We start from the raw sequence: 22280 nt of genomic DNA, 5'->3' as shown, positions 1-22280 counted from the left end.
GGAGATTATGCCTCAAAGTGCGGGCGTGGCGCGAGTGGGGGTGAATGACTTCACCCGGACCCCGTTGGGATCGAACTCCACCTGATAGACGCCCGGCTTTTGCAACTTGGGGGCAGCCTCGCCCGCCGAATAGATGGGGATGACGTACTGCGTAGGGTGAGCACGATGCGCGGCGGCAATCGCGGCGGTATCGTTCGGTTGGACCACTGCCACCCAGGAGGGCTGCTCGTCCACCAGAGCGGAGCCAAAGAACCCGGAAACGCGATTCTGCAGTTCCGCGGCGATGGGAGCGAAGCGGTCGACCAGCGCATTGGCGGTCGCCACGAGGTTGACGGGCTCGGTCGGCGAAGGGATCTTCATGCAGCGCTCCGCCCGACCGTACAGTCCGCAGAGCCGAACTGCGGCGGCAATGCTCGATTCGCCCATGGAGTCGTGCAGCGCAACCGAAGGGACGTTTGGGATAGACGGCTCGCCAAAGGTCCAGAGCCCATCCTTGAGGACACCGCTCTGCTTGTCCAGGAACAGATTAATTGCTCGGCGCAGCACGCTCAGGCCATCGGATAAGGCGTCGATGCGACCCGTCACCGCATACTCCTGCCACCGTGCATCGGCGTAGGCCAAGTAGTCGGCCAGGCACGAATCGCCGCTGCCATTCTCGGGCAAGCGGTGCAGGACATCGTTTACACCGCTCTTGAACGCATCGAGTGAGACGGTGAGGCGCAGCGCTGCATTGAGCCGCTCTTTGTCATTGACGAGCGCGGCGGTCTCGATCATTCGGGCGAGGGCGGAGCCAGTGACGTCGAGGCGACCCTTCGAAGTGAGCATGGGGCTCGACCGATCACGCAGGTCGCGAAGTCGATCGCGGAACCGCCTGAATTCCGCACTGAAGACTTCCTCTGGGTGCGGGAGATACACCAGCATTTGCGGATTGTCTTCGACGCGCAGACCGAAGTGGGTGCGCAGCCACTCGCGCTCTTCGCCGCTGAAGTTCTCCCGCAGCACACGCACGGGAAACGAGGAGAGCTTCGAGCGACCCACGCGCGTGCCATCGCCCACGCGGAACCCGACGAAGCTGTCGCCCTCGTGCATTTCGTTCATCAGCCAATCGAACGTTAGTTTCGCGACTTCGATGTACTCTGGCTTGCCCAGGACTTGGCCGGCGATGGCGACGGTGAGCATCATCGCGGCGTTCTGTTGCGTAGACTTATCGACCTCGACCTGCCGCCAAGACCTATCATTGCACTCGCGGAAAAACCCGCCGTCGAGCCAGTCGGTCATCGGTGAGGCAATGCAGGGGCGCATGCTTGCGAGCAACTCTTCGGTGTAGCCTGTGAGCGCGAGGTACCGCCACGACATGGGGCGGAGGAGTTGGCGGTCGTCGCGGACGATCCCGCCGAATTTCGGATCGCGCATCGATTCGATGAACTTGGCGTGACCGTCGAAATCGAGCATGACCGGCGGGCGGTTCAGCATTTCGATGTCACTGGCCTGCAGATCGAACGGGGTCTGATCGGCCTTGAGCTTGTTCCATCGGACGCGCAGGTTATTGAGAGTCGTGACCGCCCAATTCGCTTCGGGAATCCGAAAAGCGTTGGCGATGAACATGCCGTCCAGAAGTGAGCCCGCGGGGTCTACAAACCAGACTTGAAACAGCGGGTCGAGGCCGCGGCTGGTACGCCTAAAGGGCATGAATGAAGTCGTCATCGCTGGATACTGGTCCGGGTCGATGCGAATCGCGATGAATTCAGCATTCATCGTGTCGATAAGATCGCGGTCAGTGAACCAGTAACGATCGGCGAATCGGTAGGCCGCGCTGGCGCGATCTCCGATGAGGATCATCATGAGGCGATTCGTGCGGCGCGCTTCGGCGATGGCTTGAGGGCCGAATTCCCTCCAGCGGATGCGTTCATCCGAAAGGCGCAGTCCTGGTTGGGTGGGGTCAAGTACTTCCACGCCGTCGGTCACGACTGGGGGGATCAGGGGCTTGAACTCACGTGCGGCCAGACCCATGAGCGTCACCACAGTGACGACTGCGGCGACCGCTGGGTACGACGCACGTGGACCCGTAGTCGGCATAGTTCGTATTATGCGCTTCGGATATACTGCGGCGTATGCCGATCTCGTTTGATGAGGTCCAGCACGTTGCGCGTCTCGCACGCCTGGATTTGACCGAAGAAGAGTTAAAGAGTTTTCAAGTTGAACTGAACGCTCTACTCGGCCATGCCCAAGACATTGCTGCGGTAGACGTGAGCGCTTTTGAGCCGAAACCCCATGCGGTGGCTTTGTACAACGTGCTCTCAGACGACGAGCCTCGCCACGGCCTGAGCCGAGAGGCAGCGCTGGCCAACGCACCCAAGAGCCGAGCAGGCCTCTTCGTTGTGCCCGCCATCATCGAGGATTGACCACGAACGCATGACCAACCTGACCGCCGCGGAACTTGCGGCCAAACTCCGTGCGAAAGAGGTTTCCGTCCGCGAAGTGGCCGAGTCGTATCTTCAGCGTATCGAATCAGAAGATTCCAAGTACTTCGCGTACCTGACTGTGGACCGTGATAAGACGCTCGCGGAAGCCGAAGCGGCTCAGAGCTTGATAGATGCTGGCGAGGGCGGTCCGCTGGCGGGAGTTCCCATCGCGCTCAAGGACAACATCTCGACCTTGGGAGTACGGACGACGTGTGCATCCAAGGTTCTGGAGAACTACATTCCGCCTTATGACGCGACGGTCGTGCAGCGGCTGAAGGCCCACGGATGCGTCGGGCTAGGCAAGACGAACTTGGACGAGTTTGCCATGGGGACCTCGTGCGAGAACTCCGCGTTCGGCCCGTCCAAGAATCCCTGGGATCCCACTCGGTCGCCCGGAGGGTCATCTGGCGGCTCGGCGGCGGCAGTCGCGGCAAACCTCGCTCCCATCAGCCTCGGTTCGGATACCGGGGGCTCGATTCGAATGCCCGCGTCTCTGTGCGGCCTAGTGGGTTACAAACCGACTTACGGACGCGTGTCGCGGTACGGGCTTGTGGCGTTCGCCTCTTCGCTGGACCAGATCGGTCCATTCGGCCGGACGGTCGAAGATTGCGCTCTACTCGCGCAAGCGATTTCCGGCAACGATCCGCTCGACAGTACCTCGCTCCCGGATTCGCAGATTCGAGTCGATGGGTTGAAGCACGGCAGCCTGAAGGGGTTGCGCGTGGCGCTGCCAGATGAGATGTTCAGCGATGACAGCCAGCCGGGCGTCCTCGCGGCAGTGAACGAAGCGATCGAGACTTTGGCGAAGGAAGGAGTGGAGTTCACTCGCGTCAAGATGCCCAGTATCCAGCTTGGAGTGACGACCTACTACATCATCGCCCCGAGCGAAGCGTCGTCCAACCTGGCGCGATTCGACGGCGTACGGTACGGCAACCATGTAGACGGTGCCGGGCACATTGGAGCGGTAGCCTCGACTCGCGGCAAGCTGTTTGGTCACGAAGTCAAGGCGCGCATCATGATGGGTACCTATGCCCTGTCCGCTGGGTACTACGATGCCTACTATCTACGAGCTCAGCAAGTGCGCGCGATGATGGCGTCCGAGTTTGAAGCGACTTTCCAGCAGTTCGACGCGATCATGTCTCCGTGCAGCCCGGTGGTGGCATTTAAGCTTGGCGAGTTGATGGCGGACCCCATGGCGCTGAAGCTGCTCGACACGTGTACGATCCCCGCCAACATGGGCGGATTCCCCGGCTTGTCGCTCAATTGTGGTTTTTCAGATGGCCTGCCGGTTGGCCTGCAAATCATGACGCCTGTGATGGCCGACGAGAAGTTGCTTCAGATCGCCTATGCGTGTGAGCGGGCCCTTCCGCATGCGGGAGCCCGGCCACAACTGGGGTGATCGCTTGAACGAGGTCGAAGCAAGAGATCGGCTCCTGTACCGAAAGCACCTCTTCGGAGCCGATAATTGGCTCCGCCCCGGCATCGCGTACGTGGCGTGCTCGGCGGTCATGGGAGGCTTGCTGCTCTCAGCAGGAATCCAGTTTGCTTGGGTGTTGTCTGCGGTCACATTCGCGCCGGCGCTGGGGTTTGTCTTGCATCATCGCGCCAAGCTGATGGCGAAGCGGGACGCGTTCATTCATCCGAGCCTAGGTCATTTGTGGCGCACTTGCGAGGAGCGGCTGAAATCAGTACAGGACGGAGCGGAGAGCCTGCGCAAGAGTCAGATCGCGGATCTGCAGGAGATGCCTGGCACCGTCGAGCGGGTGGCGTCGGCGTTGTACCTTGCGTTGCGACGCGCGGACATTGTCCTCAAGGAGATCGGCGACAGCGAAGGGAAGATGCAGCCCGTACCGGGCCGAACGGCCCTGCCATCGTCGCACGACGCGCAAACAGATCAGCTCTTCCAGATCGCGGACCGGAACTTGGCGGAGTACCGGCAACAGTACAGTGCGGTCCTGGCGATGGTCACCCGCACCGAGGCGCAGGCGAACGTGTTCATCACGACTCTGGATGGCCTGAGAATCAAGATGCTGGGGCACCGACTGGTGGGTCGAGAACCGGGCATGGTCAACGGCGACTTTTTGTCGGCGATGGGCGAGGCCAGAGCCCAACTCGATACTATCGACAAGGCCCTCGACGAACTCGATATGAACCCTTTTGCGGCGTTGACCAGCCCGCCCGCGACTGAGGAGGAGCACCTTGATACGTAATCTTCGGTGCCCCGCCAAGGTCAATACCTTTTTGTCGGTTGGACAACCCGATGCAAGCGGCTACCATCCGATTCGGTCGATCTTTCAGGCAGTAGGACTCTACGACACCTTGACGATCACGAGTGGCGTCGCACAAACGGAGATACTCTGTGACTGGCGGGGCCTGCCCGAGCGAAATACGCTGTCGAAGACGCTGCAGCTTGTGCGTGAGCTCGTCGATGTGCCGCCACTGCGCATCGAGCTACGCAAAGGGATCCCCGTCGAAAGCGGCTTGGGCGGCGGCAGTTCGGATGCGGCAGGATTGCTACGCGCGCTTCCTCAGTTTGTGGGCGAGTTGCCGTGGGGGCACGCCACAATGGTCGCCGAAGCGGTCGGGGCGGATGTGCCGTTCTTCCTGGTCGGAGGGCGAGCCCGAGCCGAGGGGTACGGCGAGAAGTTGACCGCGCTGGAGAATGTGCCGCGAGAGTGGCTGGTGATCGTCAAACCCGACGTCGGGGTCTCGAGCGCCCAAGCCTATGGACAGCTCGATGCAAAGCCGCGAGAGTGGCGTGCGTTTCCAGTGGATGATCGCGAGCTTTACAACGACTTTGAGCGGGTCGCGCCGTGCGCATGCCTGGAGATCGTGGACAGGATGCTCGGGTTGGGGGCAGATGGCGCGTTGCTGAGCGGGAGCGGGTCGGCGGTCTTCGGCAGATTCGCGACGGAAGAGGAAGCGCGGAAGGTCGCGATGCACATGGCGGGCGCGGGGAACGTGTTCGTAGCTCCGACGCTGAGCCGGGAGGAGAGCTTATGGATGTCGTAATTTTGGCGGGAGGCGAGGCCGAACACGCGCTGCAAATCCAGTACGGAATCAAGTTTCGCGCGAGCCTGCCGGCGAAAGGCAAAACGATGGTGGAGCTCGTGGCCGATGCGGTGCAGCATCTGGGCGAGCCGATCCTGGTGGGTGAGGCTCAGTTGGCAGGGGTGCGCCATGTCCCGGCGGGGAATAGCTTCATCCTGAGCCTGGCCAATGGCCTAGAGGCTGTGCAGACCGATCAGTTTATGATGGTCACCGCCGATTTGCCGTTCCTGGGCCGGGCGGCTGTGGACGACTTTGTGCGACGCTCGGATCCGACAGCAGCACTCAACTATCCGATCATTCCGGTCGCGCGGTGCGAATCGGAGTTTCCAGGGATGAAGCGGACGACTCTGCGTCTGGCGGAGGGGGTTTTCACGGGCGGCAATGTCGCGGTCGTCAACACGCAGAAGATGCGAAGGCTGTTGCCGAATCTAGAGCTCGCCTATGCCAACCGCAAGAGCCCGCTGAAGCTCGCGAGTCAGGTGGGGGCGAAGACGCTTTTCGCCCTGCTTTGGGGGCGGTTTGTTCCGTCCTCGTTGTCCATCCGAAAGCTTGAGCAGAACGTGTCAAAGATGCTGGGCGGGCCGGTGCGCGGAGTCATCACCGAGTACGCATCGATCGGCACGGATATCGACAACGCGGAGCAGTATCAACTTGCTCGGACATACGGCTGGCTCTGACCAGAGAACCCCGAGAAATCTGCTTAAGAAGTGGGGGCGGCATGCCAACGATTAAGGTATGCCACTCATGCCCCGCTCAATCGACCCAAAGCGCACGGAACGGTACCTTCTCGGCATCGCAGATGTGATGGACGCTTCGGTCTGGTGGCACGAGGATGAGCTTGTGGCGTGCGTCGCCGTTGCCGCTGACGGTCACCTGAATGGAAAAGCCCTCCAGCTACAGTGTCTGGAAGGCCTTGGTCTGCATCAGACCCCACGAAAGATAACGCTCATGGGGACAGTGGACGCCGAAGCTCATTCTTCGTCGTCGGGATCTTCTTCAAGCGCGTCCATTTTGCCCAGGTTCGCTGCTGCCGCGCGGGCAGCCTGACTCTCTTCCTGCGCTAGCTGGGAAATTGGCTTGATCTGGCGGTTCGGGCAATTGTTGCAAACGAACTCGACATTCACTGTCTGAAGCCAGTTAGGGACACGCTCAATCGTCTTTCCGCACGAACAGTTGACCATCTAAATTCTTACTCCTCGGTTTTCGGCCGCTCTTCTTCTACGCTGGGCTCATTGACTTTCGACGGCTCGGAGTGCTCATCGTCGTACTCCAGCGCCTCTGTGTAGTGGTGCACGGTCTGTCGGTGACTCAGCCAGCCATTGACCGCCATGAGAGCGGCTCCCAGCCAGTAGATCCAAACCAATCCGGATTCGTCCTTCTGGCCGGGATCACGAATCGCCTTTTCGCCGGATATCAACCCGATCACGCCTACCACCAGCAGGATGCCGGCGATCCAAAAGTAGGTGTTCTTCCATGCCGCAGGCTTGGCGAGAGGTTTCTGGGCTGACACAGTTCGCTATTGTACCGGATCGACGGTCTGAGAAGCTTGTGGCGGGGCGATCCGCACGGAGATGTCCTTGGCCCCGACTAGGCGATTTGACCCGTCCAGCGCCTCGACGCGAAGGACTCGCCGCCCGGGTTGGAAGCTGCCAGGTTCGAGGGTAACGGAAGCGACGGCGCGGGCACTTGCCGTGTGGATGACGTCTCCGTCCAGCAGGAATCGGATACGGCGCGTGTCGGTGCCCACCGGAAGCCGCGCGGTGACGAACGCGGGGCTTTCAAAGAGCATCCCCTTCGTCACGCGGATGTCGGCGTCGATGCTCGGTCGCACGGGAACGTCCGACGCGTTGGCGATGAAGTACGGCGACTTGATCGCTTCGCGGTAGGCATCGAGGACGGTGGGCAACTCTTGCACGAGATAGTTATTGTTCCTTCGGTGCGAAAGCAGCAGGTTGTTGCAGTTGAAATAATTGATCGCCTTGACGCGCGGATAGTCAGTGCGGATGGAACGGTAGAGCGAGGAGATGTTCTGTGCCGCCCACTCCGGATACGCCTTGTCTTCCAGCGGAGAATAGTGGGTCGTGGCGTACTCCCCGATCATGATGGGCTTGCGCTCTGAGAAGTTCTCGTACACGTACTTCAGCATGACTTGCGGGGTCACGTGCTTCGCGGGCTTCTTGGGGTTCTGATCAAAATAGGTGACGTTGTACATGTTCACGCCAACCCAATCGACCCAATTATCGCCAGGATAGTAGTCTTTGATGGGTCGGCGAGGCGTCGTGTATGGACACCAGACCATGGCGACTTTGGGCGCACGGCGGCGGAAGACTTCCGTCACCATCCGAAACTTCTCGATGTACTGTTTGGGGCTGCCATGATAGCGGACCCAAGGACCATTCATCTCGCTCGCAAAACGCAGAAAGATACGCGCACCGGTGGCGTTCAGCTTGTCCGCAAGGTTTTCTAAGTACGCATCGTCTTGGACCATGTCCAGGCCATCGTTCGGTTCGAGCGCGATGTGGACGAATCGGTCTTCCTCGGCGAGTCTGCGGATCCAGTCGCGCGGTGGCTCGTACCCGTACCCCAGATAGAAGAAGTACATCCCGTGCTTGCGCCCGACAGTTTGTTCGAAGGCCCGTGGGAGCTTTCGGGTGCGTCCGACCTCGTCGCGGAAGATATCTTTGATCGTCGGATCGAGATCGATATACGCCCCCAGAATGCACCCCTCTTTCGGCTCGTGCTTGGCGAGCTGGGTGCCAATTGTGTCTGCAGACATTGCCGTGACATCAATGTCCACGAACTCGCGTGAGACGGCGACGGCATTGGAGGATAAACAGCCTTGCCCAAGCACGATCAACGCGACCGTCGCGCTTGCGCAGATACACAGCCCGGGGATGCTCCATCGTGCCATGAGAGGGACTCTCAAGATACCCGGCGATGACGCTGGCTGAGCACGATTATGGGGACTAACTATGTGTTGTTGCGAAGCCGACATTTCTACTGGGCACGGTATGAAGTCGACGATAATTTTGGGTCTGCTGCGATCACGGACACCTGCGGGCATTGGAATGCTCATCACGCGGGTGTACGTCCTGTTTGGAGTGTTGCTGGTCCTGTCTGTCCAGTGGGCGATGGGTGCTACCGAGAAGGTCTCGCTCGTGGGCCTCATCTCGAGCTCATGGGCCGCGCTTTCGATCATCGCTGCCTCGAGCATGGGTCTGTACCATCTTGCCAAGGGCGTTGCGCAAGAGGTGTTTTCGCTCCATGAGGACATCATTGAGTCGCAGATGGAGATCCTCAATCGATTGACCATCGCCTCAGAATTCCGCGATGGCTCGACTCGGGCGCACACACTGCGTGTTGGGCACTACTGCCAGCTGATAGCGGCCGAACTAGGCATTGACCCGGCGCGAGGCAAGCTGCTCTATCTAGCGGCTCAGCTGCACGATATCGGAAAGGTCGGAATCCCCGATGCGGTCTTGCTGAAGCCCGGAGCGCTCAGCACAGAGGAGCGTCAGACCATGCAAACCCACGTGGAGATCGGTGGGCGACTGCTGAGTGGCGGCGGGACGAACCTGATGAAGATGTGCGAGGACGTGATCTGGTCGCACCACGAGCGATGGGACGGCAGTGGCTATCCCAACCAACTGCGAGGTGAAGAGATCCCGATCGAGGGCCGGATTGTGGCGGTCGCCGACGTCTTCGATGCACTGTGCAGCGCACGGCCTTACAAGAGCTCTTGGAGCATGGACGACGCGGCTGCGCGGATCGCGATCGAGTCGGGTACGCACTTCGACCCAGGCGTGGTCGAAGCGTTCGAGCGTGCGTTACCGAAGCTCAAGCTCATCGCCGCGAAGTCGACTGAGGACGATCGTCCCGACCTCGAGGTTTTGCCCGAAGTGACGCGAGCCGAGCTGATGCAGGCGATGCGCGAAGCGGCTTAGGCGGTCGGTTCGACCGAGTCGATGCACTGATCGAGCAGCTTGAGGAGTCCGGCAAGGTCCTTCTTGGAGAGGTCTGCGACCATCTTCTCCTCGACGACACTGGCTTCTTCCAGGACTGCGTTCAAGATCTTCTTGGCCCGTCCGGTCAGCGCGAGCAGCTTCACCCGACGGTCGCGACCGCTCGGGACCTGCTCCAGCAGGCCGCGCTTGGTATGGGCAGTAACCGCTTCGCTGAGCGTCGCAGGAGTGACTCCGAGACGGCGCGCGACATCGGCCTGGCTGGCCTCGTCACCTGCCCCGCGAACCGCACTCAACAGCTGGAATGTGGACCAGCCGATACCGAGCTTCTTCAGCTTGGGCTCCATGAACGCAGCTTGAAGGTCGTACAGCGCGGCAATCCGAGGCGTCAAATCGAGCGAAGCCATGCCTTTAGGTTACCTAACGGTTGTCCCATAATGAAAGTCGCCCCGCGAACGACTCCGCAGGGCGAATTACGCTAGGACGTCAAGGCTCGAGCTCATGATGGCCGACTGAGCGACCCGGATTGCTCGTGCATTCTGTTGTTCTATTTCTGCGAGCTTCCGTCTTCGGTCCTCGCTTATCTGGGCAGCTTCCTCGCTCACACGGCTCCGCTGCAGTGTCCTCTCTATGCGATACATCGAGATCAAGTTCGATGCGACCGCCCGGTTGAATGCCATGACGTTCATCGTCTTACCTCACGATTCTTTGATTCCTTAGTGGGGAGCGCGCGTGTCCCGGTAAGGTTGCGATTTTTAGCCGACCACCGGGTCAAACTTGGCGATAACGCTTGATCTAGGTAAGCGGTTGTGCGCCAGATCGGTAGTATTCACGGGCCTCGGGGTTCAGGTCGCTAATGCGAACCGGGCGTCCAGCAGCCAGCGTTGCCCGGACGAGTTGCGCCATGTTGCCTTCGGGCGAGACTTGGGCGAAGTCCACGCGCAATGAAAGCGCGGCGACGAGTCGGTCACGGTCTCGATTCGCATTGCGGTGGTAGTCTCGGAGCGGATTGACTGCCGAAAGCGCGAGGTCCGTCTTCGGGTCGAACTGGAACCGCCACAGCCGGGCGGCGCGGAACGGCTCGTCGGTCAGGTCCTTGCCCAGGGCTTGGAAGAAGCCGCGGTCCAAGACGATGATGCGAGGTGCGCCCCAGCGAAGCGGGACGATAGCGCTACGCTGGTACTCCGGAGTGTCGTGCCCGGCGACGAGCACTTCTCCTCGGAGCACACCCTCTTCGGCGGCCCGTTCGATCTGATCGAGGAATGCAGTAGGCGATTTGCGGGAGCTCATCACGGCAAACGTGGCCGATTCGATCAGCTTTGTGTTGCCGTAAAAGAACAGGATGCCGGGGGTCTCGGCGGTGAACTCCTCGATGCGTGCGGGGTAGTGCGCATCGACGGTAGTGGCGAAGCTGATTCCGGCGGTTCGAAGGTGGTCTAGGACCCGCGCGGCGGTGTCCATCGCCTCGGTTCGGGTGCTCACCCAAAGATCGGCGAGCTTGGGCGGCAGACCGTAGTCTTCGATGAGAACCTCGCGGGAAAGGGCGAGAAACTCTTTGGGCTCCCGACCGAGCAAGACGTTGCGGGTGACAATCCGGGAGAGGGTCTTGCCGCCGACGCCTTGGAGGAGCGCAAGCGCCAAGGTGAGCTGACGGCTGGAAGCGTCGGAGCTGCTACGCATCGACCACGTGATCGGCCGCTGCTGTGAGCAATCGCAGTACGTCGTCTCCCCGAGTTTTCATCACGTCTACGACTTCCGAGTGGTCCAGAACGTGGTCAGCGATGCCTGCGGCGAGGTTTGTCACGATGGCAAGGCAGGCGTATGGGATGCCCGCTTCGACCATCACTTCAGCTTCGGTACTTGCGGTCATGCCGACCACATCGCCTCCGAGCTTGGCCACAAGTAGCACCTCGGACGGCGTCTCGTAGCGCGGGCCGTCGAGGCCCATGTAGACGCCGTCGTCGATCACGTTGATGCCTTGGCCGTGCGCAACAGCGAGGATGTGGCTGCGCGCGCTCATCGGAGTCGAGAAATCAATATGTCGAACCTGTTGGTCGTACATCGTAACCTGACGATCGGTGTGGTCGATAAAATCTTTGCACGCGACCAGCGTTCCTGGCTGCCACTCGGGGCGGAGGCATCCGACAGCGGCGGTGGCGAAGCACGCTCTCACGCCGAGGCGGCGCGCCCCGTCGGCGATGGCACGGTAGTTGATGAGGTGCGGCGGCGTCTTGTGTCCTGCTGAGTGGCGCTGCACACAGAAGAGGTTCGCGCGACCGATTTTGCCCGCATAGCCACGCAGGAGCCCAAACTGGGTGGGTACGTGAACCGCTTGAAGGCCCAACGCAGGCAATCGGTCCCCAATGCCGGTCCCGCCGATGATCATGACGTCGCAGTGCATAGCTCTGGGTGAGATGCTACCTGTCACTTTCGACCAGTGGCACGATTTGGGGAGCAAGGCACTCGGTCTCCGTGCACCACTCGATGTGCAGGCGATCGCCTAGTCCATCGAAATGCAGGAACAGCTTGTTGCTGTTCTGCTCCCAGTGTGTGCATTGTGTTGCGGTCCCGTCGTCAAAGAGCATCGCTGATGCATCTCCTTTGTTGATTTGCATGTGATAGCCCGGAGGGATTGGAACGGTCACAATCGAGCGGCCGTTCTCTCGACGAACCGTTGCGGGCGTACGCGGCAAGAGGCCTAGCGCCGCGTGCCAGGTGGCGGTAGAGCCTGGCACCCGCGCCATCCAGGCGCTTGCGCCATCGATGAGCCTCGGCGCATGCTCAGGGCGGGCAAGTGCGTACCAAGCGGCGGCACTCGGAACTGCCTGGTCCAGCAGGTCACGCGCTCGACCGAACAGATCGCCGTGCGCCGAGGTCCATTTGCGGAAGGAGCGACCATCGGCATCCAGAAAGTCGCTGTGCGCCTGGGACTCCAAGCGGTCGGCGAACGCGCGGTTCTCCTCTTGATCATCGGAGAGCTGCGAAGAGGCGAGCTGCGCTGCTGAGTGCATGAAAAGAAGGTCGTCCAGGAACGGGGTTCCCTCTGGCTTGCCATCGACGATCTGGTGCGGAAACCGCTCAAACTGCCGCCATGTGCGGAGTGCTTGGAGAGCATCCTGACCCGCGCCGGCGCGGATCATCGCCTCGATCATCAGCCCGTTCGCGTTCGCCACGCACTTCGTGTCGACCATGGGCTGAGGGCGTATCGCACGGGCCTGAAGCAGGATCGCCAGGCAGTCCGAGAGCGGGTCTGCGGTGACGTCGGTGAGGTGAAGGACATTGAGCCCGGTCTTCTGGCGGGTCGCTTCGTCGAAGTAATTGCCCAGCTCCTCCATTCCGTAAGTGGCGATGAATGACTCCGCCCTGTCGCCAAGGAGCTTCCGAATCTCGTCGCAGCTCCACAGGTAGGTCAGCCCCTCTTCGCCCTCGGTGTCGGCGTCAACTGCGGTGTAGAACAGGCCCTCCGGTGAAGTCATCTCGCTCCGAACCCAGTTCAAAATGCCATCAACACAACGGGAACCATACGATTCGGTACACGAACTGTATTGCATCAAGAAAAGAGCATTGTCGCTCAGCATCTTCTCGAAATGGGGGAGTAGCCAGTAGCCGTCCGTGCTGTATCGGTGGAACCCGCCAGCGACGTGGTCGTGAATCCCCCCAGCAGCGATGCATCGTAAGGTGGTCTCCACCATTGGGTGCTCCCCGGCTCCAAGTCGCTGCAACGCCAGGATCGAGGAGTGCGGTGGGAACTTGGGAGCGCCACCGAACCCACCGTCTTCGGGGTCGAATGACTCGCTCAGGTCGGCCAGGAGCATCTGCAAGGGTTCCAAGGGGAGTGGTTCGCTCGGCGGCGCAGGGCGGTCCAAGACTTCGCGGAGCGATTTACCGAACTCGTCCGCAGCCTGTTGGATGCCCTCGGGCGAGTTCTCGCTGATGCTCACGATCTGTCGGCACAGGTCCAGGAATCCAGGGTGACCGCCTCGGCCCTCACGCGGGAAGTACGTCCCGGCGAAGAACGGTTGCTTGTCCGGCGTGAGAAAGAGCGTCATGGGCCAGCCGCCGCGTCCGGTGGAAAGCTGCACCGCAGTCATGTAGATTTCGTCAATGTCTGGGCGCTCTTCGCGGTCGACTTTGATGCTAACAAAGTGCTGGGTCAACACCTCGGCGACCGCCGGGTCTTCAAAGGACTCGTGCGCCATGACGTGGCACCAGTGGCAGGCGCTGTACCCAATGGATAGGAAAACAAGCTTATGTTCTTCTCGCGCGCGTGCGAAGGCGTCCTCGGACCACTCCACCCAATGGATCGGATTCGAGGCGTGTTGACGCAAATACGGCGAGGATGCGGAAGCCAGCTGATTCTTCATAGGGTTGTTGAAGTTTCTTTGCAGATATTCTCCTGCGGTCGTCCCGCATTTGTGCCGAGATGGAAAGAGAGTATGGGCGCAATTCGAGAAATTAAGGTCAACGACATCTACGATCTGCTAGATGTGGCATACGCCGAGGGGAACGTGAACTTGGATGCGTACCTTGTGCGGGTGCTCAAGAAGAGTGAGGAGTGGTTCGGTGCGTCCGGCATCTCCGTCTTCTTGCGTGAGGGCGAGACGGATCGGTACTTGCTGGCTGCTGCGGCAGGCCTACTGAGTACGGTTCCGAAGGACGCGACGATTGTCCGTGGAATGGGCATTGCGGGCCTGGCGATTCAGGATGCGCGCACCCGGCTTTTGGTGGATCCGCGGCAAGAGTCGGACCTCAATCAACAGAATATCCAGCGCCGCGATACGATCGGCAGTTCCCTGATCGTCCCGCTGATCACGCGCAACCAGGGGTGCATTGGAGTCCTGAACGTGGCCCGAGCGGCGGACGCTCCGACCTTTACTGAGAACGATCTGGAAGCGGCCGAGAGCCTTGGTCGCCAGATTGCGCTCGCGGTGAACAATGCCCGCGCAATCGTCGACGCGAACTCGCGACGACTCAGCTTACAGAACGCCATTGAGAGCGTCGGATTTGGCCTGATGATGATCCATGCGGACGGCTCGTTTGCCGACTACACCGCCGAAGTGGGGTCGATTCTTGGTGCCGAACCCTCTGACTACCCGAACTGGACCGAGTACTTCTCGCGCATCCAGGCCAATTTCCAAGTCCCGTTCCGGCACGCCATGGAGCGCGCCAAGAAGGGACTGAGCTATCGCTTCCGAGTGGCGGTTGACGAGCAGACCCGTGCGTTTGCGGTCGTCGTGAGCCCACTGCAGGGCGGCGGCGTCATTATCGCGTTGAACGACATCACCGAGCATGAGAAGGCACGCGAAACGGTCGAGCGGATCCACCGTCTGGCGGAGATCGGCCAGCTCACGGCGAGCATCGCTCACGAGATTCGCAACCCGCTTGCGGGCATCCAGAGTGCGGCGACCATGATCCTGGAAGATCCGCAGCTGGCCACAGAATTTGCCCGCATGATCGAGGGTGAAGCCACAAAACTGAACCTGCTTTGTAGCGAATTCCTTGATTTTGCCAAACCGATCAGCCTGGAATTCGAGCCGATGCAATTGGGAGACATCGCACGGCAAGTCTGCCAGCGCCACGTGGAGCAGTTTGAGGCGGCGCAAGTCAGCGTCAAACTGCAGATCTCACCGGATGAACCGGTGCTGTACGCCGATCCACTGCGGATCGAGCAAGTCGTGCGGAACCTCATCCTCAACGCGCTGCAGGCAAGTGAGCCGGGCAGCACGGTGACCCTCCAGGTCACGGCGCACGGTGTCCTCAGAGTCGTCGACGAGGGTCAAGGGATGGACAAGGAGACTCAAGATCGTCTCTTCACGCCGTTCTTCACGACCAAGCCCAACGGCACTGGTCTAGGCCTGAGTGTGGCCCGCAAGATCGTAGAAGCGCACAAGGCGCGGCTGAGCGTGGAGACCACCGAAGGTAAGGGAAGCACCTTTGCACTCGACTTCAACGTCTCGGAGGCGGCATGAGCCAGAAGCCGCGAATCCTGATCGTAGACGACGAGCCGAATATCCGACGCATCCTGGAAGTTGCCTTTGAAAAGGGTGGCTATCAGGCGAGTACTGCTCCCAACGCGCAAGCGGCACTAGAGGTTCTGGAATCCCAGGCCATGGACGTAGTCATCACCGACGTCACCATGCCGGGGATGAACGGATACAAACTCCAAGATCAGATCCAGGCCCGATGGCCAGAATTGCCGGTCATCATCTGTACAGCCTACGGCACCATTCAGGAGGCCGTGGCGGCGATCCGAAACGGCGCCTTTGAGTTCGTGACCAAGCCCTTTGATCTTGAAAACTTGAAGAAGATCGTAAAGAGCGCGCTTGAATCCGGCTCTGCGCCAAAAACACGAAGCAAAACTGCCAAGAAGGGCAAAACTGCTATCCACTTTGTAGCGGAATCGCCCGCGATGAAGCAGGTGCTGGAGACAATCGAGCAGGTTGCGGAGTCGAAGGCGACCGTGCTCGTCCTGGGCGAGAGCGGAACCGGAAAAGAAGTGATTTCGAAGCTGCTGCACGAAATGAGCTCTCGCGCAGCGGGACCTTTTATTGCCACCTCTTGCGCGGCTCTGCCCGAGACGCTCCTAGAGTCGGAGCTGTTTGGGTACGAGAAAGGCGCATTTACCGGCGCAAACGGCAGCAAGATGGGCCGATTTGAGGCCGCAAATGAAGGGACGCTGTTCCTGGATGAGATCGGTGAAGTCCCGCTCTCCATTCAGGCCAAGCTGCTGCGCGTCTTGCAGGAACGAGAATTTGAGCGACTCGGCAGCAACAAGCCAACGCGCGTCGATGTGCGGCTGATCACTGCGACAAACCGAAATCTCCAGCGTGAAGTCGATGCTGGCAACTTCCGGCTCGATCTGCTGTATCGATTGCAGGTGATCGAGATCAATTTGCCGCCTCTTCGCGAGCGTCAGGAGGACCTGATGCCGCTGGCATCGCACTTCCTTGCCCACTACGGCACCGAGAACGGTCATGCCTTCGAGGGCTTCACCGCTGATGCCGAGAAGGCGCTGCGCCACTATCCATGGCCAGGAAATGTCCGCGAGCTCAGCAATGTGATTGAGCGCGCAGTCGTGCTGACGCCCAAGGGTGTGCAGTATGTTGAGGCCAAGTACCTGCCGAAGAATGTGCAGGCAGCCTAGCCGCATACATAAAATTGCCCTGGTCCGGTTTGGGCCAGGGCAATTTTGCTTCTAGTTAGCTCTTCTTCTTGGCAGCCGTGCTCTTGGCGGGAGCTTTTACCGCAGGCGCGTCATCCTTGGGCTTCGCGGCGGCCTTGGCCTTCTTGGCACCACCGGTGCTGCCGACTTCCTTAATCTCGGCGTTGTCGTTCAAGAAGCCGACAACACGGTTGAAGACCGCTCGGATTTGCAACTCGGTGAAGTTCTTGTTCTTCTGCATGATCTCGGCGATCTGTGCAGGCGGAACTTGATACTCGTACGCCATTTGGACGAGTGCCGTGTTCAGATCCTCGTTCGTCAGCTGCATCTTCTCCTTGGCGAAGATCTCTTGGGCGACGACGGCGCGCTGGACCTGGGTCTTGGCTTCGTGCTGCCAATTCTGGACCATCTCTTCGAGCGTCATGCCATTTTCCTTGGCGTATTCCTCGATGGTCTTGCCGTTGCGTCGAGCCTCCTGGTCAAGTTCTCCCAGTCGCTGGTTGGCGACGCTCTCCCACATGGTGTCCGGCACGTGGACGGTGCTTCGGCGGAGGATCTCCTCGTGGAGCGCTTCGTTCACCATCTCCTGGCTGGCCTGCTCGCGCGCAGCGATCAGGCGCTCCTTCAGCTTCGCCTTGAGTTCGTTGAGGTTCTCAGCTTTCAGCTCCTTCAGGTTTTGGGCAAAGGCATCGTCCAGCTCGGGCAGGGCAACGCTCGCGAGCGTCTTCAGCGTGATTCGGACCTTGGCCTTCTTGCCTGCGAGGTCCTTGTCCTGGAAATCCGCGGGGAAGGTGAGGGTCTCGACCTTCATCTCTTCACCGGCCATGCCGTGGAGCGCCTTGTCGAGGGCGTCAAAGTTCTGCCCGATGACGCTGAGGATGTTGCGTCCCTCGCCCTCGTCGCCATCCTTCTTGATGTTGACGACGGCCATGTCTCCGTCCATCGCTCCGCGATCACGGACGACTTCGCGCTTGGCGCTGCGTTGTCGCAGTTCTTCCATGCGTTGGTCCACTTCCGCGTCGGTGACCTCGATGGTCGTGCGCTCAGCGGGGAGACCCTTGTAATCGCCCAACTCAACCACCGGCTTGAGCGGAACCTTGGCGAAAAACTCGCACTTGCTCTCGGCCTCATCGAGCGCGGTCAGTGTGACGGCCGGCGCATCGTGCGGTTGGATTTCCTCGGCGGTGAGGGCCTCACCGATGGCGGCTTTGACGATGAATTCTGCGGCTGCGCCGTTCACATCCTCTTGCGGTACGTACTTCTGCACGACGCTCTTGGGGGCGTGACCCGGTCGAAACCCGGGGATGCGGATCTGCTTGCTGAAGCCCTTGTAGGCACGAGCGAAGCCCGATTGGACTTGCTCTGACGTGCAAACTACGTCGAGCTTGATCGTGCAAGGGTTCAGTTCCTCGCGCTTGATGGTCATCTTGGTCACGGGTTTGGCGGCGGTTGGCATAAGAAAAACTCAGATTTCGAGTCGAAATGTGGGTTCGATTGTACCCTGATAAACGTCAAAAGCCCCCGGCACAGACGCCGGGGGCGGGTGCTCGGAGGGAGTTAGGCGACCGGGCTCGGCTGCTCGTCGAGCTCTGGCTTGGGTTCCACTGGCAGCCCATGGGCAGGGTTCTTGGGCGGGAACATCAGGCTGGCGATGACCGAAATCGCGAGAATTCCGATGATGATCAGCAGCGAGAGAGCGATGGGGAACTTGTAGTGGAAACCGTTGCCCACCATCTTGCCTCCCACGAAGACCAGGATCGCGGCCAGGCCGTAACCCAGGTAATGGAACATGTTCATCAACCCGGCCAGTGCAAAGAAGAGGGCGCGAAGACCGAGGATGGCAAAGACGTTCGAGGTGAAGACGATGAACGGATCCTTGGTGATCGCGAAGATGGCCGGGATCGAGTCGACCGCAAAGATGATGTCGGTGAGTTCGATGAAGAGCAGCGCAATGAAGAGCGGGGTGGCCCAAAGCTTGCCATTGATGCGCGTGAAGAAGTTTTGCCCCACGTACTCCTTGGTTACGGGCATGAGCTTCTTGAAGCCCTTGATGATCGGGTTCTTGTCGGGATCGATCTTCTTGTCCTTCAGGATCACCATCTTCACACCGGTGATGATCAAGAACGCACCGAAGACGAACAGCATCCAGTGGAAGTTCTGGAGCAGGGTCGCGCCAGCGGCGATGAAGATTGAACGGAAGATGAGCGCGCCGAGGATTCCGTAGAAAAGCACTCGGTGTTGGTAACGTGCGGGGACTTGGAAGTACGCGAAGACCATCAGGAAGACAAAGATGTTGTCCACACTGAGAGCCTTCTCAACGAGATAGCCCGCCAAGAACGCTTGCCCGGCTTCCGAGGCCGAGTAGTTTGACGCGGCGCCGATCTTGTCCCAGAAGAGGAAGATTCCCGCGTTGAAAACGAGTGCCAAAGCGATCCAGACGGCGCTCCACGTGAGCGCCTCCTTCATCTTCACCTCATGGGCTTCTTTGTGGAAGACCCCGAGGTCAAGCGCTAGCATCGCGACGACAAATGTGAGGAAAGCTCCCCAGATACCTATATGAATTCCAGCCAGTTCCATTGAATGTTAGTTGTGTTCCGAAAGTGGGGTGCCTGCGATTGTTCTCGCGGCACCCCGAGTGTTGTAGGGAAGGTCAGGTGTTCTCAGTCAAAGTCGAAAATCTCGCCGAGGAAGCTTTTCTTTCGGCGCTTCTTGTAGTAGTCACTGTCCCGATCGTAGCGATCCTTCTCGTAACGATCTCGATCGTAGCGATCGTCGTCGACCGCGCGCGGATCGGGGATGGGCGGAGCGACCGTCTTGGGGCCGCTCTCCATCTCCATTGCACGGTCAATGATTTTGTCGAGCTCTCCGCGGTCGAGCCAGACGCCACGGCACTGCGGGCAGTAGTCGATTTCGACGCCGTGCCGTTCGGACATCTGGAGCGGGGTGTTACAGTTCTTGGGGCAATTCATGGTGGTCTCCTGACGTGTTAGCCACGCAAAGCTTCGAGTCGGCGCACACGCTCTTCCATCGGCGGGTGCGTGCTGAAGAGCGACGCCATACCGCGCGTGAGCGAGCCGAATGGGTTGACGATGCACATGTGGGCAGCAGTCGGGCTCATATGGCCCGGCATTGCGTTGACACCCTTGTGTAGCTTGATCAATGCGTTCTGTAGCCCCCGACCGCTTCCTACGAGCTGAGCGGCCGTCTTGTCGGCCTCATACTCGCGGGCTCGGGAGATTCCGAGCTGGATGAGCATGGCCGACAGCGGGGCGACGATCATGAGCAATAGCCCAACGAGCGGGTTCCCCCCTTCCTCGTCGTTATTGCCTCCGCCAAACATGCTGGCGAACATGGCCATGTTCGCGATCGATGAGATCGCTCCCGCCATGGTGGCGACGATTGCACTGGTCAGCGTATCGCGGTGCTTGATGTGCGCGATCTCGTGAGCAATGACGCCCTCGACCTCCTCGCGATTGAGGATGTCCAGCAAACCCTGGTTGACCGCGACCACGCCGTTTGCCGGGTTGCGACCCGTGGCAAACGCGTTGGGCGAAGCGTCCGGCACCAGGTAAAGCCGTGGCGTGGGGATCCCCGCCCGCCGGCTCAGAGACTGCACCATCTCGTGCAACTCGGGAGCCTGCTGCGGGTCAATGGGGATCGCACGCGTCATCTTCAGCACGAGTTTGTCGCTGAACCAGTACGTGCCGATGTTCATGACCAGCGCAAGCACGACGGCGATGATGATGCCCGCCGAACCGCCCAGCGCATTGCCACACAGCACGAAGAGTGCGGTAATACCCGCCATCAAAATTCCGACTTTCAGATTGTTCATGTTCCGATTTCCGTGACCCTGGACTGTTTCGCAACAAAAAAGACCTTCACCGCAATCGATTGCGATGAAGGTCTTGCTTTTCAGATTGGACCGGCGCTTTCGCGCGTCTTGACGATCCAACCCCCACCGTAGTGGGTGCTACTCCCCTTCAGGGTTCTCTCTATTCAACGCAGAGTATTCCATGAAAGTTGCGAAAGTTTCAATATAAGTACAGTTTCTATGGGCTGGTGTGGAGATTGTCCAGGGCCTTTGCGAGGTCGGCGAAGTTGAATTCGAAGCCTGCGTCCAGTGCGGCCTTGGGCGAGATTCGCTGGCTGATGGTGACGAGCCCCGGGTCGGGAGTGCCGAGTAAGCGACTGGCAAGCGCGAGCGCGAAGACGGGCGCGGGAGGAGACCATGGGCGATTGGCCGCGTGCCGCATCGCGAACATCAGCTCGGACATCGTCACTGGCGTTGGAGCTGTGCCGTTCATGATTGGCGGCGCGCTTGGGCCCAATGCGAACTCAAACTGTCGGACCAGGTCGTCCAAGTGGATCCAACTGACGTAGTTTGTACCGGAACCGACGTGGCCACCGAGGAAGAGCTTCGTCAGCCTTTGCAACGCCGGATATGCGCCTCCGCCTTTGCCGAGCACAAACCCGATCCGAACGAATCGCAGAGTAGTCGGGGCGGGAACCGTGGTGCGCGCGGCGGCTTCCCATTGCTGACAAGTCTCTACTAAGAAGTCGTCGGACGGGCCGTGCGGGGCCAGCTCATCGACGGTTCTGCTCCCGGTGTCACCGTAGAACCCAACCGCGCTCGCGTTCACCCACACGTGCGGTGGTGCGTGGCAACGGCTGCAGGCTTCCCCCAGCACCTTCGTGGATTCGACGCGGCTGGCCACGATCTTACGACGCACGTCAGCGGTCCACCGCTGCGAAACTGGTTCGCCCACCAAGTTAAAAATCCCATCCGCACCGTCCAACTCGCTGGCCCAGGCACCCAAGTGTTGTGCATCCCACTGAAGGTCACCTTCGGATCGAGGTGTGCGGGTCAGAATCTGCACCTGCCACCCTTGGCCCCGGAGCGATGAAGCTATTGCTCGCCCGATAAATCCGCTCCCGCCGGCTAAGATCAGTCGGCTCACTCTGGATCCACCATCCAAGGTTTCATGAGCGTCTGCGGTACACCGAGCTGCTGGAGCACCCGTGCGACGACGGTATCGGCCAGCTCTTCGAGCGTTTTCGGTCGGGTGTACCAAGCCGGGCTGGCCGGGAGGACGGTTGCACCGGCCTCAGACAGGGTGGTGAGATTCCGGAGCATGATTGAGTTCCACGGCATCTCGCGAGGGACGACGATGAGGGGCCGCTTCTCTTTCAGGCACACATCGGCAGAACGGGTGACGAGGTCGTCGCTGATGCCATTGGCGATGCGCCCCGCCGTGCCCATGCTGCACGGGATGATGACCATGCCGTCGTGTTGGAAAGAGCCGGAGGCTGGGGGTGAATAGTAGTTCTTGTGGTCAAGCAGGATCAGGTTCTCGGGTTGCGAGCCGAGCCAGCCGGTGGCATCGAATGGGCGGCGGATTGGGGCCACGCCGAGTTCCGTGTGCGCGACGTCGATCGCCTGGTCGCTGAGCATCAAGTACACCTTGTTGTACACGCTGGTGACGTGACGCAGGAAGCGCTGTGCGTAGATTGCGCCGCTTGCTCCAGTGACCGCGACGACGAGGTTGTCGGTGGACATCACTTGAAGATACGTGATTTGATCCGTTCACGACCGCGACAAAAAAAGAGGGTCCCCTTTCAGGAACCCAAAACTCTGGATGACTC

At 60.1% G+C, this 22280-nt stretch carries 23 protein-coding genes; 8 read left to right on the top strand and 15 right to left on the bottom strand.

Features of this window, described 5'->3' with window-relative positions; all coding sequences use genetic code 11:
* Window positions 1–12: 12 nt before the first annotated feature.
* Window positions 13–2076, bottom strand: coding sequence for a DUF255 domain-containing protein (locus JNM85_09065; protein ID MBL8088203.1), 2064 nt, complete (start codon window positions 2074–2076; stop codon window positions 13–15).
* 35 nt (window positions 2077–2111) lie between these two features.
* Between JNM85_09065 and gatC the strand changes: the two genes are divergently transcribed.
* From gatC to JNM85_09040, 5 genes are read left to right on the top strand one after another with little or no spacing between them, the layout of a single operon-like run.
* Window positions 2112–2402, top strand: a complete 291-nt coding sequence (gene gatC, locus JNM85_09060; protein ID MBL8088202.1) for an Asp-tRNA(Asn)/Glu-tRNA(Gln) amidotransferase subunit GatC — start codon at window positions 2112–2114, stop codon at window positions 2400–2402.
* A gap of 10 nt (window positions 2403–2412) precedes the next feature.
* On the top strand, window positions 2413–3861 hold the full coding sequence (gene gatA, locus JNM85_09055) for an Asp-tRNA(Asn)/Glu-tRNA(Gln) amidotransferase subunit GatA (protein MBL8088201.1): 1449 nt from the start codon (window positions 2413–2415) through the stop codon (window positions 3859–3861).
* Between the two features lie 4 nt (window positions 3862–3865).
* On the top strand, window positions 3866–4672 hold the full coding sequence (locus tag JNM85_09050; protein ID MBL8088200.1) for a hypothetical protein: 807 nt from the start codon (window positions 3866–3868) through the stop codon (window positions 4670–4672).
* Window positions 4662–5474, top strand: coding sequence for a 4-(cytidine 5'-diphospho)-2-C-methyl-D-erythritol kinase (ispE, locus tag JNM85_09045; protein ID MBL8088199.1), 813 nt, complete (start codon window positions 4662–4664; stop codon window positions 5472–5474). Before JNM85_09050 ends, ispE begins: the two co-directional genes overlap by 11 nt.
* A complete protein-coding gene (locus tag JNM85_09040; GenBank protein ID MBL8088198.1) occupies window positions 5462–6190 on the top strand; it encodes an NTP transferase domain-containing protein in 729 nt (242 codons plus the stop codon). The genes ispE and JNM85_09040 overlap by 13 nt, the downstream gene beginning before the upstream one ends.
* 294 nt (window positions 6191–6484) lie before the next feature.
* Here JNM85_09040 and JNM85_09035 read toward each other — a convergent pair whose 3' ends face one another.
* The 3 genes from JNM85_09035 to JNM85_09025 are packed head-to-tail and all read right to left on the bottom strand — an operon-like array spanning window position 6485 to window position 8424.
* Window positions 6485–6694, bottom strand: a complete 210-nt coding sequence (locus JNM85_09035) for a hypothetical protein (GenBank protein ID MBL8088197.1) — start codon at window positions 6692–6694, stop codon at window positions 6485–6487.
* Between the two features lie 8 nt (window positions 6695–6702).
* Window positions 6703–7023, bottom strand: a complete 321-nt coding sequence (locus tag JNM85_09030) for a hypothetical protein (protein ID MBL8088196.1) — start codon at window positions 7021–7023, stop codon at window positions 6703–6705.
* A 6-nt stretch (window positions 7024–7029) separates the two neighbouring features.
* Window positions 7030–8424, bottom strand: a complete 1395-nt coding sequence (locus JNM85_09025) for a hypothetical protein (GenBank protein ID MBL8088195.1) — start codon at window positions 8422–8424, stop codon at window positions 7030–7032.
* A 100-nt stretch (window positions 8425–8524) separates the two neighbouring features.
* Between JNM85_09025 and JNM85_09020 the strand changes: the two genes are divergently transcribed.
* The gene (locus JNM85_09020) at window positions 8525–9457 is read left to right on the top strand and encodes an HD domain-containing protein (GenBank protein ID MBL8088194.1); all 933 of its coding nucleotides are present in this window, start codon (window positions 8525–8527) and stop codon (window positions 9455–9457) included.
* Here JNM85_09020 and JNM85_09015 read toward each other — a convergent pair.
* The 5 genes from JNM85_09015 to JNM85_08995 all read right to left on the bottom strand — a co-directional run bounded on the left by JNM85_09015 (window position 9454) and on the right by JNM85_08995 (window position 13839).
* A complete protein-coding gene (locus tag JNM85_09015; GenBank protein ID MBL8088193.1) occupies window positions 9454–9882 on the bottom strand; it encodes a winged helix DNA-binding protein in 429 nt (142 codons plus the stop codon). The genes JNM85_09020 and JNM85_09015 overlap by 4 nt on opposite strands.
* Before the next feature lie 66 nt (window positions 9883–9948).
* Window positions 9949–10164 carry a hypothetical protein gene (locus tag JNM85_09010; protein ID MBL8088192.1) on the bottom strand — a complete coding sequence of 72 codons (216 nt, stop codon included), beginning with the start codon at window positions 10162–10164 and terminating at the stop codon, window positions 9949–9951.
* Between the two features lie 106 nt (window positions 10165–10270).
* On the bottom strand, window positions 10271–11155 hold the full coding sequence (locus JNM85_09005) for a hypothetical protein (protein MBL8088191.1): 885 nt from the start codon (window positions 11153–11155) through the stop codon (window positions 10271–10273).
* Entirely contained in the window at window positions 11148–11876 is a 729-nt protein-coding gene (locus JNM85_09000) for an MTAP family purine nucleoside phosphorylase (protein ID MBL8088190.1), read from the bottom strand. Before JNM85_09000 ends, JNM85_09005 begins: the two co-directional genes overlap by 8 nt.
* Before the next feature lie 16 nt (window positions 11877–11892).
* Window positions 11893–13839 carry a thioredoxin domain-containing protein gene (locus tag JNM85_08995; protein ID MBL8088189.1) on the bottom strand — a complete coding sequence of 649 codons (1947 nt, stop codon included), beginning with the start codon at window positions 13837–13839 and terminating at the stop codon, window positions 11893–11895.
* Window positions 13840–13911: 72 nt separating this feature from the next.
* Between JNM85_08995 and JNM85_08990 the strand changes: the two genes are divergently transcribed.
* Entirely contained in the window at window positions 13912–15444 is a 1533-nt protein-coding gene (locus tag JNM85_08990) for a GAF domain-containing protein (GenBank protein MBL8088188.1), read from the top strand.
* Window positions 15441–16619: a sigma-54-dependent Fis family transcriptional regulator gene (locus JNM85_08985; GenBank protein ID MBL8088187.1), complete on the top strand. Its 1179-nt coding sequence runs from the start codon at window positions 15441–15443 to the stop codon at window positions 16617–16619. Before JNM85_08990 ends, JNM85_08985 begins: the two co-directional genes overlap by 4 nt.
* A gap of 55 nt (window positions 16620–16674) precedes the next feature.
* On the opposite strand, the gene tig is transcribed toward JNM85_08985, so the two are convergent.
* The 6 genes from tig to JNM85_08955 all read right to left on the bottom strand — a co-directional run bounded on the left by tig (window position 16675) and on the right by JNM85_08955 (window position 22194).
* Complete coding sequence (tig, locus tag JNM85_08980) at window positions 16675–18093, bottom strand: trigger factor (protein MBL8088186.1); 1419 nt, start codon at window positions 18091–18093, stop codon at window positions 16675–16677.
* Between the two features lie 101 nt (window positions 18094–18194).
* Window positions 18195–19214, bottom strand: coding sequence for a TerC family protein (locus tag JNM85_08975; GenBank protein ID MBL8088185.1), 1020 nt, complete (start codon window positions 19212–19214; stop codon window positions 18195–18197).
* 83 nt (window positions 19215–19297) lie between these two features.
* On the bottom strand, window positions 19298–19606 hold the full coding sequence (locus tag JNM85_08970) for a zf-TFIIB domain-containing protein (protein MBL8088184.1): 309 nt from the start codon (window positions 19604–19606) through the stop codon (window positions 19298–19300).
* Between the two features lie 17 nt (window positions 19607–19623).
* Window positions 19624–20469 (bottom strand): zinc metalloprotease HtpX, encoded by an 846-nt coding sequence (locus JNM85_08965; GenBank protein MBL8088183.1) that lies wholly within the window; start codon window positions 20467–20469, stop codon window positions 19624–19626.
* 217 nt (window positions 20470–20686) lie between these two features.
* Window positions 20687–21595 (bottom strand): TIGR01777 family oxidoreductase, encoded by a 909-nt coding sequence (locus JNM85_08960; protein MBL8088182.1) that lies wholly within the window; start codon window positions 21593–21595, stop codon window positions 20687–20689.
* Complete coding sequence (locus JNM85_08955) at window positions 21592–22194, bottom strand: UbiX family flavin prenyltransferase (protein ID MBL8088181.1); 603 nt, start codon at window positions 22192–22194, stop codon at window positions 21592–21594. The genes JNM85_08960 and JNM85_08955 overlap by 4 nt, the downstream gene beginning before the upstream one ends.
* Between the last annotated feature and the right edge of the window lie 86 nt (window positions 22195–22280).

The organism is Chthonomonas sp., from assembly GCA_016788115.1.
Taxonomy (GTDB): Bacteria; Armatimonadota; Fimbriimonadia; order Fimbriimonadales; family Fimbriimonadaceae; genus UBA2391.
Note: the sequence above shows the minus strand (reverse complement) of the source record. Positions and strands in the feature narration are given on the sequence as shown.